Genomic DNA, 13,158 nt, shown 5'->3' with positions numbered 1-13,158 from the left:
TCTCGATCACCTGCTGTCCATAGCCAATATTTGACCAGGTACGATGTATTAATGAGCATATGCCCGACTGTTCTGCGAAAGATGGAAGTTCTGCCAGTGTTGATAATTATTCTGCCAGCGGATAAATCTGGTCAGATTGTTTCAAGTATTTTACAGACCCCCATTATCGGCTTGCAATTAAATAAAAAAGCGACCCCCGAAACGGGGGTCGCAATCTCATCGATATGTCAGCGGGCGCTTACTTGCACAGGGAAAGAGCGGCCTCGTCGGCGATGACCACGCAGTTGGGGTGCAGCTGCAGGATGGAAGCGGGGCAGGAAGGCTGAATGGGCCCGAAGCACATGTCGTGCACGGCCTGGGCCTTCTTCTCACCGTTGGCGACGACGAGCACCATATAAGCGTTCATGATCGTCTGGATGCCCATGGTATAGGCCTGACGGGGCACATCCTCGATGTTGTCGAACAGGCGGCTGTTCGCCTCGATCGTGCTCTCGGTCAGATCGACGCAGTGCGTGCCCTTGGAGAAGCAGGTGTCGGGCTCATTGAAGCCGATGTGGCCGTTATTGCCGATACCGAGGAGCTGCAGATCCGGGTAACCGGCCTCCTCGACAATGCGGTCGTACTCGGAGCAGGCGGCCTCGGCATCGGGGTCGGAGCCATCCGGCACATGGGTGTTGGCCTGGTCGATGTTGATGTGATCGAACAGGTTCTCCTTCATGAAGTAGTGATAGCTCTGCGGGTCGTCGTGCGACAGGCCGCGGTACTCATCCAGGTTGTACGTGCTGACCTGGGAGAAATCAAGGTCGCCGGCCTCGTATGCCTTGATGAGGTTCTGATAGGTCCCAATGGGCGTGGAACCGGTGGCCAGGCCGAGAACGCAAGCGGGGTCCATAACGACCTGCGCGGCGATGATGTTCGCCGCCTTACGGCTCATGTCCTCATAGTCGGTGGCGTGAATGATACGCATGAAGCGCTCCTTTTCTCCGAGAGTTCATCTCGGTCCATGCGGGCCTCGTCGGCCGCAACCAACGTGAGACGCGCACCGTCCAGGGCGAGGGCGCGCACAGTTCGAAGCCCCGCGGTGTCGAGGCCCCTGCCCGTCCACAGCGATTCGGGAGAGAATATGCCCGAACGTATCTATATTCGCCGCTCGCATTAAGAAATGCAAGGCCCCCGGAAGCACCGGGGGCCTTGCGCGAAATCGTCTATTTAGACTATCGGGAACGTGCGACCAAGAGCTGACCGAGCTCTTCGACATCCTCACCGACATTGCCTTTGATGCTGGCAAACTCGGCGGAATTGCAGATGAGGATCGGCACGGTCAAATCGTAGCCCTCATTGGAGATGGCCTCGCGATCGAACTCGATGAGCACGTCACCGCGCTTCACGATATCACCGACGGCGGCATTCACCTTGAAATGCCTGCCATCGAGCTTGACCGTCTCCAGGCCGACATGAATGAGCACGTCGAGCCCCTCCACCGTATGCACGGCGACGGCATGACCCGTGGGGAAGATCGCCTCGATTTTGCCATCGGACGGAGCGACCACGCGATCGCCCGTCGGCACCATAGCAACACCCTGGCCAAGCAGGCCCTTGGCAAACATCTGGTCCTCGACCTCTGAAAGCGGAATCACATAGCCGGCCAGCGGGGCAGCGAGAACCGTGGTGCGGGCGCCAACACCCAAAGTTTTGAAGAAGCTGGTGAACATCAAACCCCCTGCAATAATCAGCACGCATCATTCTATCGCGAAGAGACGCGAACGAACAAACGGTCCGACTAAGGCAGTTCGCGCTTCACAACTTCGACGATGGAATCGACGGCGTCCTGAGCCTCCTGCTGGGTCTCGGCCTCGGCCATAACGCGCACGAGCGGCTCGGTGCCGGAGGTGCGGACCAGGATACGGCCGCGATCGCCCAGCTTCTCCTCGGCAGCTCGCACGGCCTCCCACACCGGCTCGCAGGAATCGAGCTCTGCCTTGCGCTCGCTGCGCACGTTCACGAGTACCTGCGGGAAGATCTTCACCGGGGCGCACAGCTGCGAGAGCGTCTCACGCTCGGCGCGCAGGACCTCCATGATGCGCAGGGAGGTCATGATGCCATCTCCCGTGGTCTCGATATCGCCGAAGATGATATGACCGGACTGCTCGCCACCGAGACTGTAACCGTTCTCACGCATGCAGGCGGTAACGTATTTGTCGCCGACGGCAGTCGTCTCGTAGCTCAGATTTGCACGATCGAAGGCCTTGAACAGACCGAGGTTGCTCATGACCGTGGGGACAACGGTGCCAGCGGCGAGGCGACCGTGCTTGTGCAGGTAGGTGCCGCACACATACAGGATCAGGTCGCCGTCGACCAGGTTGCCACGCTCATCCACGGCCAGGCAACGGTCGGCATCGCCATCGTAGGCAAAGCCGACATCCAGGCCCTGCTCCACAACGTGGCGACGCAGGCGATCGATATGGGTGGAGCCGCAATCCACGTTGATGTTGAAACCGTCAGGCGCATTGCTGATCACGCGGACATCGGCGCCGAGGGCGTCGAAGACGGGCTTGGCCACCGAGGACGCGGAGCCGTTGGCGCAGTCCAGGCCGATCTTCATACCCTGGAGGGAGAAGTTTGCGCTCGCGATGAGATGGGCGATGTAACGGTTGCGGCCCTGCATGTAGTCGACGGTGCAGCCGATCTCATCACCGGTGGCGAAGGGAACCTCGCTCTTGCCGTCGATGTAATCCTCGATGAGCTCGAGCACCTCCTCATCCATCTTGCAACCGGCGCCGTTCATGAGCTTGATGCCATTGTCGGAATACGGGTTGTGGCTCGCCGAGATCATGATGCCGCAGTCAAAGCACCCGTCGATCGTCTCGTATGCAACGCCCGGCGTAGGGATGACGTGCAGCATGTACGCATCGGCGCCGGATGCGACCAGACCGGAGACCAAGCCGGATTCGAACATGTAGCTCGAACGGCGGGTATCCTTACCCACGACCACGCGGGCCTTGCGGCCCTGGCGCGCACCGTAATACCAGCCGACGAAACGGCCGATCTTATAAGCATGCTCAACGGTGAGCGCGACGCCCGCCTCTCCGCGGAAACCATCGGTGCCGAAATATTTCATAGCGTATCCCTTCGATATCACTCGCCCATCGCGTGGGCGGTTCACGTGTATAACGCAACTCACCATGGTACAAAAAACGGGCCTGCCGAGAAACTCGACAGGCCCGAATCCATAGCGGAAACGTCTTGCGACAGATTAGCGCTTGGAGAACTGAGGCGCGCGACGGGCCTTCTTGAGGCCGCACTTCTTGCGCTCGACGACGCGGGCGTCGCGGGTGAGGAAACCAGCGCGCTTGAGGTCGGCACGGTAGTCGCCAGCCTCGAGAAGAGCGCGGGCGATACCCAGACGCAGGGCGCCGGACTGACCGGTGATGCCGCCACCATCGCACAGGGCGATGACGTCGAAGGAACCGAGGGTGTCGGTCACCTTGAACGGGGCGAGGGCATCCTCAACGAGCTGATGACGGCCGAAGTACTCCTCGGCGTCACGCTTGTTGATGGTCACCTTACCGGTGCCGGGGACGATACGGACACGAGCAACGGCATTCTTGCGACGGCCGGTGCCGTAGTAAACAACGGTGTTCTCAGCCATCTTTTAGCCCTCCAGCTCGATCTTAACGGGGTTCTGAGCAGCGTGCGGATGCTCGGTGCCAGCGTAGACCTTGAGCTTGGTCAGCTGCTTGCGGCCGAGGGTCGTCTTGGGGAGCATGCCGCGAACAGCGCGCTCGATGACCTTCTCCGGGTGCTTCTCCATAGCCTGGCGGAAGGACTCCGCCTTGAGGCCGCCATTGTAGCCGGAGTGACGGTAGTAGGTCTTGTGGTCGGCCTTGTTACCGGTAAGCTGGACCTTATCGGCGTTGATGACAACCACGAAGTCACCACAGTCGGAGTTGGGCGTGAACTGGGGCTTGTTCTTGCCGCGCAGAATCTTGGCAACCTGGGCAGCGAGACGGCCCAGCGTGGCGCCCTCGGCATCGATGAGGACCCAGTTGCGGGTAACCTCACCCTGCTTGGCGTAGTGAGTCGACTTAAGAATCACTTTTCCTCCATGTACAGTACGTGTCTTAACAGAGTTTCACGGGGCTCTGGAAAGTAACCTGTCAATAATAACCCCTATATGCGGCAAGTCAAACGTTTTCCGCCGCCTGTGCAGAACTTCTGCACAGGCGGCGGTCGGTTTGATCTGTTGTGAGGAAAAGGCCCTCATGCGGGCCGTGGCCCCTAACGTCCGACGAACTCCCGTATCTCGCCCAAACGGTGCTTGGCCTCCTGACGACCCTGGATATAGAGATTCAGCAACTTCTCGGTATCGTGCTCGACATGGGCTACCTCGACTGGGACCGGCGGGGCAAGGACGAGGGCGCGGCCGGCGCGCTCATATTCCCAGATGTGCTCGCGCTGCTCGTAATACCGCTCGTGACGGTTCTCCATGGCTTCGAGCAAATAGGGGTACCCGGCGTACGCGGCGCGGGCAGCGCCCATCAGCCCGTACGGGCTCTTCTGGTAGGACCGATCCTGCGTGAGCACTACGATCGCGCGGTCGAAACCCGCATCCTCGAGCACATGCTCGACTGGGACCGAATCCGCAGTACCACCGTCGAGGTAGAGATGCCCATCGATCTCGACAGGCTTGGTCACCAAGGGAAGCGAGGTCGAAGCACGCACGGCATCGATGTCCAAGGTCGCATCCCGAACGGGCAGGTACGCCGCAGTACCGAATACAATGTCCGTCGCGCAGGCGTACATCTCCATGGGATTGGCAAAAAACGCCTCGTTGTCAAACGGATCGAGGCGGTCTTGCACATCGTTCAGGATGAAATCGTACCCGACCATCGAGCCCGTGGTCACGAGCGACTGGGCGCCCATGTAGCGAGGATCGTTGCAGAATGCGAGGTTGACGCGATTAACGCGCCCGATCTGACGGCTCTTATAGTTCAAGCCGTTAAGCGCTCCGGCAGACGTGCCGTAGCATGCCGCAACCTCGACGCCGTTTTCCATGAGAACGTCGAGCACACCCGCGGTGAACTCACCGCGAAAGCTACCGCCCTCCAAAACGATTGCGACCTTCCCAGCGTTTTTCGCCTTGTCCTGCATCGGAGCTCCTTTCATCCTGAAGCCCTTGTACCCCATGGGCACAGGAACATGAACGAATGTCCATCCAAAATTTGAGCTCCGCGGGTCGTGGTTTCCCGATCGTGCTTCTTCCGTGGTACACTTTCCAACTACGGATTTGTGCCTCGGGCGCAATCCGCGTACTTTGACAGGTCGTTGCCGCTTGCGGCACCAGAAAGAGGATTCGCCCTCGACCGACATGGCGCGAATTGCGCTGATGAATGGTCTGAACTTGAGCGAATCCCAACGACCACCCAAAAGGGGGCAACTGGTTTCGACACGATAGTTCTGAGAGAGGAAGCAGGCCGTGGTCTCCTCGCCACGTTAAACAGGGGTACTGTCAAAGTGAATTGACAAGAATTCTTCTTTTGAGCCCCAGCTGGCTCTCGCTGCTTAATATATAGCGGCGCGTCAACCCGGTGATTTCCCCGACACCGGCGCGACGTCATTTTAGGGGAACGCTCCTTGGCACGTAATCGGTATGGCCAAGGCTAAGACTGAACCGGTTGGGACGCCGCGAGCGTGTCGCTCCGCGCAACGCGTCCGAGACTAAATGAGTGACTGAGCCTGGAGATGCCGATCAGGGAACTTTCGTGGACCGGAGTTCGATTCTCCGTGCCTCCACCATAAGAGACACCGCTGGCAGCAACTGCGCTGCCAGCGGTTTTTTCTTGCGAACCGCACCGGAAGCCCGGATCCCACGAGACCGTTAGCTCAGGCTCGCACGCAGCAGCTCATTGAAGAGCTTGGGGTTGCCCTTGCCCCGGCTCGCCTTCATGCATTGGCCCACTAAAAACCCGATGACCTTCTGGTTGCCGTCGCGATACTGCTGGGCTTGGTCCGCGCATGCTGCGAGCACCTCGTCCACGATGGGCTGCAACGCACCGGCATCGCTCACCTGGCGCATGCCACGCTCATCCACGATCTTCTCGGGGTCGTCACCGCTTGCCGCCATGGCCTCGAACACCTCGTGCGCCTGGTTACTCGAAATCGCATCGGAAGCGAGCAACTTGGCAAGCGAGGCCACCTGCGCCGGCGCGATACCGCTCTCCCCCAGTGCCACTCCGGAAGCCTTGAGATATGCAGCCAGCTCATTCACTACGAGGTTCGCGACCGTCTGGGCTGCCTTGCCGGAAAGGCCCGCGGCGGCATCCTCGAAGAACGCGGCCGTCACGGGGTCCCCGGCCAGCTGCTCGGCGTCGGCGCGCTTGACGCCGAACTCGCGCTCGATGCGATCGCGCTTGGCATCCGGCAGCTCGGGCAGCTCCGCACGACAATGCTCGATAAACTCGTCGGACAGGTCGAACGGCTCCAGGTCGGGATCGGGGAACAGTCGGTAGTCGTCCGCGGTCTCCTTCACGCGCATCACCACGGTGCGTTTGCGGGAAGGCTCCCAATGGCGCGTCTCCTGGTAGATCGTCCCACCGCTTTCCAGCACCTCCGCCTGACGGCAGATCTCGTAAGCCAAGCCGTCGTGCAGGGCCTTGAAGCTGTTGAGGTTCTTGAGCTCCGTCTTAGTTCCCAAGCCCGTCTCCCCGCGACGGCGCAGGCTCACATTGCCATCGCAGCGCATGGAGCCCTTCTCCATCGAGCAATCCGAGATACCGATGGTCAGGAAGATGCGGCGCAGCTTCTCCATGAACAGGCGCGCCTCTTCGGGCGTGCGCAGGTCGGGCTCGGTGACGAGCTCGATGAGCGGGGTGCCGCAGCGGTTATAGTCCACGAGGCTCTCCGCGGCGCCGCCGATGCGGCCCTCGGCACCACCCACGTGCACCATCTTGGCGGCATCCTCCTCCATGTGGATGCGCAGGATGCGGATGGGCACGCTGTAGGAACCATCCGCGCGCCGCTCCGGCACAGCCAGGCCGGCCGTATCGTAGGAGCCCATGCCCCCAAGCGCAGCGTCGGAAACCTCTGCGCCCTCGGGCAGCCCATCGGCCATCTGGCGCGAGAGGCCCACGGCGTTCGCACTCGCGCTCGCCAGGCTCTTCGCCTCGTTCTCGCCGAACGCGCACTCAGGACGCTCGGCAGCACCGCGGCCGGAGACTTCCAGATCCAGACGGCCGTGCATGCAAAACGCCACGGGACCCTGAGTGGTCTGGAAGTTCTTGGCCATATCGGGATAGAAGTAATGCTTGCGATAGAACATCGAGTGCTTTTGGATCGCGCAGTTCGTGGCGAGACCCGCCTTCACGATGCTTTCGATGGCACGGCGGTTGGGCACGGGCAGCGCGCCGGGCATGCCGAGGCATACGGGGCACACGTGCGTGTTCGGCGCGTCGTCATGGCTGAGCTTGCAACCGCAAAACATCTTGGTCTCGAGCGTCGTGAGCTCGGTGTGGATCTCCAGGCCGATGACGGCCTCCCAGTCCTTCAGGACTTCGCTGAGCTCCTTCATGCGAGCTCACCTCCCTTCTCGGCGAACGCGGGGGCGACGGGCAGGACCGAAGCGGCGCCCGCCTCCGTCGCGGCGCGCTCGACGGCGCGAGCAAAGGACAGCAGGCGCGCGTCGTCGAACGGCTTGCCGACCAGCTGGGCCGCAACGGGCATGCCCGAATCTTCGCCCAAGCCCATCGGCACCGTGACGCCACCGTTGCCGGCGATGTTGATCGAGATGGTGAACAGGTCCGACAGATACATCTGCGTGGGATCTGACAGCTCCCCGAACTTGAAGGCGGCCGTCGGACTCGCCGGCATGAGGATCGCATCGACCTGCTCAAACGCACGGGCGTAGTCACTGGTGATGAGCGTGCGGGCCTTCTGCGCGGCGAAGTAGTACTTGTCGTAGACGCCCGAGGACAGCAGGTAGGCGCCGAGCAGCTGACGGCGCTTGGCCTCGGCGCCAAAGCCGTGCGCACGGCTCTTGGCGCTTTGCTCGGCCAGATTCGCGCAACCGGGCTCCTGATATCCGTAGCGGACACCGTCGAAGCGAGCGAGATTGGAGAACGCCTCGGCGGGTCCGATCACGTAGTAGGCGGCGATCGCCGCATCGAGGTGCGGCAAATCGACCTCGACGAGCTCGGCGCCCTGATCGGCGAGTGAGCGGGCGGCGCGCTCCGCGGCGTGTTTCACCTCGGGCGCAAGACCCGCGGCCTCCATGAACGCCGGGACAATGCCCACGCGCCTGCCCGCGACTCCATCCTCGAGATGTGCGGCAAAGGAGGCCTCGACATCGCGGCTCGTACCGTCGTATGCATCGCGACCGCCGGACACGAGCGCATCCAGGGAGAGCGCGACGTCGGCAGTCGTACGGCCGAACGGGCCGACCTGGTCAAGCGAAGATCCGAACGCCACCACACCGTAACGCGACACGATTCCATATGTGGGCTTCATACCAACCACGCCGCAAAGCGCTGCAGGCTGGCGAATCGAACCGCCGGTATCCGATCCCAGGGAAAGTGTTGCCATGCCCGCGGCGACCGCCGCGGCCGAACCTCCGGAGGAGCCGCCGGGAACGCGCTCGAGGTCCCATGGGTTGTTCGTACGGTGAAACGCCGAGCTCTCCGTGGAGGAGCCGAACGCGAACTCGTCCATATTGGCCTTGCCGAGTGGTACGCAGCCCGCGTCGAGCATGCGCTGGACGCACGTGGCGGTATAGGGCGACTCGTAGTTCTCCAGCATACGGGAGGCGCAGGTGGTACGCGTGCCCAACATGTTCATGTTGTCCTTGATGGCGAGGGGCACGCCGGCCAGCGGCGGCAGAGGCTCGCCGGCGGCGCGGAGCGCGTCCACACAAGCGGCGGCGCCAAGAGCCACCTCAGGCGTGACCTGAAGAAATGCCCGGACATCCGACTCGCGCGCATCGATGGCGGACAACGCCGCGCGGGTCACCTCGACGGCGCTGAACCCTCCCGCTCGCACACCCGCGGCGATATCCGCGGCGGTGAGAGAGTCGATGAATGTCGCCATTAGCGCTCACCCCCATCGCCCATGATCGAGGGCACGCGGAACTGGCCGTCACGCGCAGAGGCGGCGTTGGACAGAGCCTCTTCGATGCCGAGGGCACGGCCCTCATCGGCTTGATCGGGCCGCATCACATTCGCAATGCCGCCGTCCGGGTGAAACGTCGGCTCGACGTCCTCGGCCGCATAATCCAGTATGGGCTCGAGCATGGCCACGGCGTCGTTCAAGTACGACGTCATCGCGGCGAGCTCGGCCCCATCGAGCGCGATGGTCGCGTAATCGGCGATCGTGCGCACGTCGTCTTCGGTCAGTACCGCCATGTGCGCTCCTTTCGGTTCTTCCGTGCAATCGCTCCATTATAGACAAACGGGGCACTCCACTTACATGGAGTGCCCCGCATACAGGACCGAAATACAGGTCGGCAGCGCGACGATGGACGCATTTCACCATGCATCGGCTTTAAGCTACTTTGCCACCTTGTTTTACTCTGCCGAGCCGGGCATCGAGCGCACCTCGTCCCCACGCCTCGCACCGACAGAGACTCCTTAGAACACCATGAGGCCGATGCTAAGCATGATGGGCATGGTGAGCAGGGACAACAGGGTCGATGAAGACACCAGCCCCGCCCCGAACCGATAGTCCCTGTTGAACATCTGCGGGAAGATTGCGGTCACCGTGCCGCTCGGAGCCGCGAACGCGATGAGCAACGTGAGCTTGATGGGGGTGGAAAGCGGCATGACCCACAAAATCGCGACAATGATCAGGGGCACGACGACCAGGCGAATGGAGTGCGTGAGGTACAGATTCTTGTTGCGTAGGATGCTGCGCAGGTCCGCCTGTGCCAGATAGCTACCGAGCACGATCATGGCCAGTCCCGTGTTGAGACCGGAAAGCCCCGAAGCCGTGGCCTTTGCGATGCCGTCAAGCTCGATCGATGCGAAGAACAGCGCAACACCTACAAACACCGCGATGATCGCGGGATTCGAGAGAATCCGCTTAGGCGACACCTCGCCTTTGTCCTGCGAGATGAGCCAGATGCCGTACGTGAACGTGATGGGAATCTGCGCGGCGATGCACGCGGAAACGTAGAAGACGTACTCCTCACCCAACACGGCCTGCACGAGTGGGATACCCATAAAGCCCATGTTGGAAATCATGATGCCCATCTGCGAGATGCGTTGGCGGTCGCGATACACCAGCCAGCCGATCGCCGCCGACCCCAGCGTGAACAGAACCGTGAGCAGCATGCACAGACCGCCCGCGACGAGCTTCTCGGCATCGAAGGTCGTTGCGAACGCCGTGATCGTGATGGCGGGACCGGCCACGTACAGGGCGACGTTTGCCATCTGAGCAGCACCCTGGTTATCCAGGCGCTTCGTCTTGAATAGAACGATTCCCACCGCCATCATCAAAAACATCGCCACGGTCTGGTTGATCATGATCGGCATGGTCTGCGTTATCGACATCTCTATGTGCTCCCCCATCCTGCCAAAGCCGCCATCGAAAGGCCATTCCTCACCAGATACCGCAGGACGGCCAAACGACTCGAATGCTACGTCAACCCCCGAGCTTCGCTACGCCAAATCCTCGCCGTTGCTCGCGACGACCTTCTTGTAGTAGACGAAGCTGTCTTTCTTGAGGCGCTTGCCCGTGCCGTTGCCCTCGTTGTCGCGGTCGACGTACACGAAGCCGTAACGCTTCTTCATCTCGCCGGTACCTGCGGACACGATGTCGATGGGGCCCCACCAGGTGTAGCCCATGATCTCACAGCCGTCCTCGACGGCGTCGGCCATAGCCTCGATATGATCGCGCAGGTAATCGATGCGATACGTGTCGTGGATGGAGCCGTCGTCCTCGACGGTGTCGACGGCACCCAGGCCGTTCTCCACGATGAACAGGGGCTTTTGGTAGCGGTCCCACAGCTCGTTGCAGGTGTAGCGCAGACCCATCGGGTCCATCTGCCAGCCCCACTCGGACGCCTTGAGATAGGGGTTCTCGTGGCCGACACCACCCGCAGTGGAAAACACCTGTGAGTCGCCGTCGGAGAACGCGGACGTGCGGTAGTAGCTGAAGCCGAGGTAATCACAGGTGTTCTCGGCGATGAGCTCGAGGTCGCCGGGCTCGATGGAGAGCTCGACGCCGCAATCGCGCATCATCTTCCAGCCGTAACCGGGATAGCTGCCGCGCAGCATGACGTCGCCGAAGAACAGCGAGCGGCGGCGGGCGTTATAGGCCGCCATGACGTCCTCGGGCTTGCAGGTGCCCGGGTAGATATTGGAAAGCGAGAGCATGCAGCCGATCTGGGCATCGGGCAGCATCTCGTGGCAGAGCTTGACCGTCTTGGCGTTCGATACGAAGACATGGTGCGCGGCCTGGAAGGCGACCGGCATGAAGTCGTCCATGCCGCGCACGTCCATGCCGGCGGCAAGGTAGGGCGCCTTGAAGATGTTGTTGATCTCGTTGAAGGTGAGCCAGTACTTCACCTGATCGCCGAAGTTCTCAAAGCAGGCGCGCGCGAACTTGTCGAAGATGTCAATCATCTCGCGCGAGGCCCAGCTGTTGTACTTCTTGGTGAGCGCGAGCGGGGTCTCGTAGTGGCTCATGGTCACAAGCGGCTCCATGCCGAGCTCGTGCATGGTGTCGAACAGGTCGCGGTAAAAGTCGATACCGGCCTGCAACGGCTCGTCCTCCTCACCCGTGGGGAAGAGGCGCGCCCAGTTGATGGACGTACGGAAAACGGTAAAGCCCATTTCGGCCATAAGCTTGAGGTCGTCTTTGTACGTGTGATAGAAGTCGATGGCCTCATGGCTCGGGTAGTACTTGGCCGGGTCGACCTCCAGCTCGTAGTCGATGTAGCGTGTGGGGCCGCACTGGGTCACGTCCGTGATGGACAGGCCCTTGCCGTCCTCCCGGTACGCCCCTTCCGCCTGATTCGCGGCGATGGCGCCGCCCCACATAAAGTCCTTCGGGAATCTGCTCATGTTCGATGCTCCTTTAACCCGGGATACGGTCTCGTCGAGTATCGGCCAGATGCCCGAGGACGCTCAATACAGAAGGGCCAACTGGATACTTCTTTTCGTTTTCCGCCTTGATTTGCTCTAAAATATGAAACGTTCTGATACTTTTTGAGAGGCCAATTATGGATGTTTTGAGAGCCATGCGCGAAGCTACGGACTTCACCCCATCCGAGCAACAGCTCGCCCAGACGATCATGGCCTTAGGCGCGAGGCTGCAAGGGCAGTCCATCAAGGAGCTCGCCGGCATGGCGTCCGTCTCCATCGCCAGCGTCCACCGGTTTTGCAAGAAACTCGGACTCGAGGGATTCAAAGAACTGAAGGTCGAATGCGCCCGGGCCGAGGCGAGCCACGCATCGGATCACGCGCCCGTCGACATCAACTTCCCCTTTAAGGCGGACGAGGACGCCTCGACCATCGCAACGCGCATGGGAGCCCTGTATGAAACCACCATCACCGACACGCTCGACCTGCTCAATCTAAATGAAATCGACACATCCGCCCAGCTCATAGCCAATGCGGAGCACGTCGATATCTACGCCCACTCGCACAACGTCCACCCCGCGCAGATGTTCGAGGAGCGCTTGCTCTCGATTGGAAAACCCGTCAGCTGCCCGCTCACCTGGGAACGCGAGATACGCTGCGCGCTCGGATCAGACGAGACCCACGTCGCGCTCGTCATCTCCTACTCAGGGCTCTCCAGAAACATCCGCGAACTCCTCCCTGTGCTACACAAACGTCGGGTCCCCGTCATATTCGTGGGTTCGCCCGCCGTACGCCGCCGCAATCCTGGGCTCGCCGCTTACCTGTTCGTGAGCGACCGCGAGCACCTGCAGAACCGTATCACCCAGTTCTCCAGCCACATCGCGGTGCAATTCGTGCTCGACACCCTGTTCAGCTGCGTTTTTGCCCGAAATTACGATTGCAACCGCGCATTTTTGACCGAGACCCTCCCCTACACGATGCTCGGCAGCCATCACCCCAGCGCTTTGAGCGACCGCTGAATTTATGATATGAATTGACACGTCTTGCAGCGCGCGATTTCATCCACTCGCGCCTATGAAAGGATGTG

12 protein-coding genes and 1 other RNA gene are annotated in these 13,158 nt (G+C 61.2%); 2 read left to right on the top strand and 11 right to left on the bottom strand.

The features are described from left to right. Positions 1-238: 238 nt before the first annotated feature. The 6 genes from nagB to FY258_RS01580 all read right to left on the bottom strand — a co-directional run bounded on the left by nagB (position 239) and on the right by FY258_RS01580 (position 5,151). Complete coding sequence (gene nagB, locus FY258_RS01605) at positions 239-967, bottom strand: glucosamine-6-phosphate deaminase (RefSeq protein ID WP_006723144.1); 729 nt, start codon at positions 965-967, stop codon at positions 239-241. 247 nt (positions 968-1,214) lie between these two features. Beyond that, complete coding sequence (locus FY258_RS01600) at positions 1,215-1,712, bottom strand: PTS sugar transporter subunit IIA (RefSeq protein WP_118102594.1); 498 nt, start codon at positions 1,710-1,712, stop codon at positions 1,215-1,217. Positions 1,713-1,780: 68 nt separating this feature from the next. Continuing rightward, complete coding sequence (gene glmM / locus FY258_RS01595) at positions 1,781-3,118, bottom strand: phosphoglucosamine mutase (protein WP_118102592.1); 1,338 nt, start codon at positions 3,116-3,118, stop codon at positions 1,781-1,783. A 135-nt stretch (positions 3,119-3,253) separates the two neighbouring features. Beyond that, positions 3,254-3,649, bottom strand: coding sequence for a 30S ribosomal protein S9 (rpsI, locus tag FY258_RS01590; protein ID WP_006723148.1), 396 nt, complete (start codon positions 3,647-3,649; stop codon positions 3,254-3,256). 3 nt (positions 3,650-3,652) lie between these two features. Further along, complete coding sequence (rplM, locus tag FY258_RS01585; protein WP_006723149.1) at positions 3,653-4,096, bottom strand: 50S ribosomal protein L13; 444 nt, start codon at positions 4,094-4,096, stop codon at positions 3,653-3,655. A 182-nt stretch (positions 4,097-4,278) separates the two neighbouring features. Next, positions 4,279-5,151, bottom strand: a complete 873-nt coding sequence (locus FY258_RS01580; protein ID WP_182279363.1) for a patatin-like phospholipase family protein — start codon at positions 5,149-5,151, stop codon at positions 4,279-4,281. A gap of 278 nt (positions 5,152-5,429) precedes the next feature. Between FY258_RS01580 and ssrA the strand changes: the two genes are divergently transcribed. Then, positions 5,430-5,796: a transfer-messenger RNA gene (gene ssrA / locus FY258_RS01575) on the top strand. A gap of 82 nt (positions 5,797-5,878) precedes the next feature. On the opposite strand, the gene gatB is transcribed toward ssrA, so the two are convergent. From gatB to FY258_RS01550, 5 genes are all read right to left on the bottom strand, one after another. After that, positions 5,879-7,567 carry an Asp-tRNA(Asn)/Glu-tRNA(Gln) amidotransferase subunit GatB gene (gene gatB / locus FY258_RS01570; RefSeq protein ID WP_118102588.1) on the bottom strand — a complete coding sequence of 563 codons (1,689 nt, stop codon included), beginning with the start codon at positions 7,565-7,567 and terminating at the stop codon, positions 5,879-5,881. Next, the gene (gene gatA, locus FY258_RS01565) at positions 7,564-9,078 is read right to left on the bottom strand and encodes an Asp-tRNA(Asn)/Glu-tRNA(Gln) amidotransferase subunit GatA (protein ID WP_118102586.1); all 1,515 of its coding nucleotides are present in this window, start codon (positions 9,076-9,078) and stop codon (positions 7,564-7,566) included. The genes gatB and gatA overlap by 4 nt, the downstream gene beginning before the upstream one ends. Next, positions 9,078-9,392, bottom strand: a complete 315-nt coding sequence (locus FY258_RS01560; RefSeq protein ID WP_118102584.1) for an Asp-tRNA(Asn)/Glu-tRNA(Gln) amidotransferase subunit GatC — start codon at positions 9,390-9,392, stop codon at positions 9,078-9,080. Before FY258_RS01560 ends, gatA begins: the two co-directional genes overlap by 1 nt. Before the next feature lie 225 nt (positions 9,393-9,617). Then, the gene (locus tag FY258_RS01555) at positions 9,618-10,538 is read right to left on the bottom strand and encodes an AEC family transporter (RefSeq protein ID WP_182279362.1); all 921 of its coding nucleotides are present in this window, start codon (positions 10,536-10,538) and stop codon (positions 9,618-9,620) included. Between the two features lie 108 nt (positions 10,539-10,646). Next, positions 10,647-12,053 (bottom strand): glycoside hydrolase family 1 protein, encoded by a 1,407-nt coding sequence (locus FY258_RS01550; RefSeq protein ID WP_118102580.1) that lies wholly within the window; start codon positions 12,051-12,053, stop codon positions 10,647-10,649. Positions 12,054-12,229: 176 nt separating this feature from the next. On the opposite strand from FY258_RS01550, the gene FY258_RS01545 reads away from it, so the two are divergent. Beyond that, the gene (locus FY258_RS01545) at positions 12,230-13,090 is read left to right on the top strand and encodes a MurR/RpiR family transcriptional regulator (protein WP_259324398.1); all 861 of its coding nucleotides are present in this window, start codon (positions 12,230-12,232) and stop codon (positions 13,088-13,090) included. The last annotated feature ends 68 nt before the right edge of the window (positions 13,091-13,158 follow it).

The organism is Collinsella intestinalis (genome assembly GCF_902364775.2).
Lineage (GTDB): Bacteria > Actinomycetota > Coriobacteriia > Coriobacteriales > Coriobacteriaceae > Collinsella.
The sequence above is the reverse complement of the archived record's forward strand: the minus strand, read 5'-3'. Positions and strand labels throughout refer to the sequence as shown.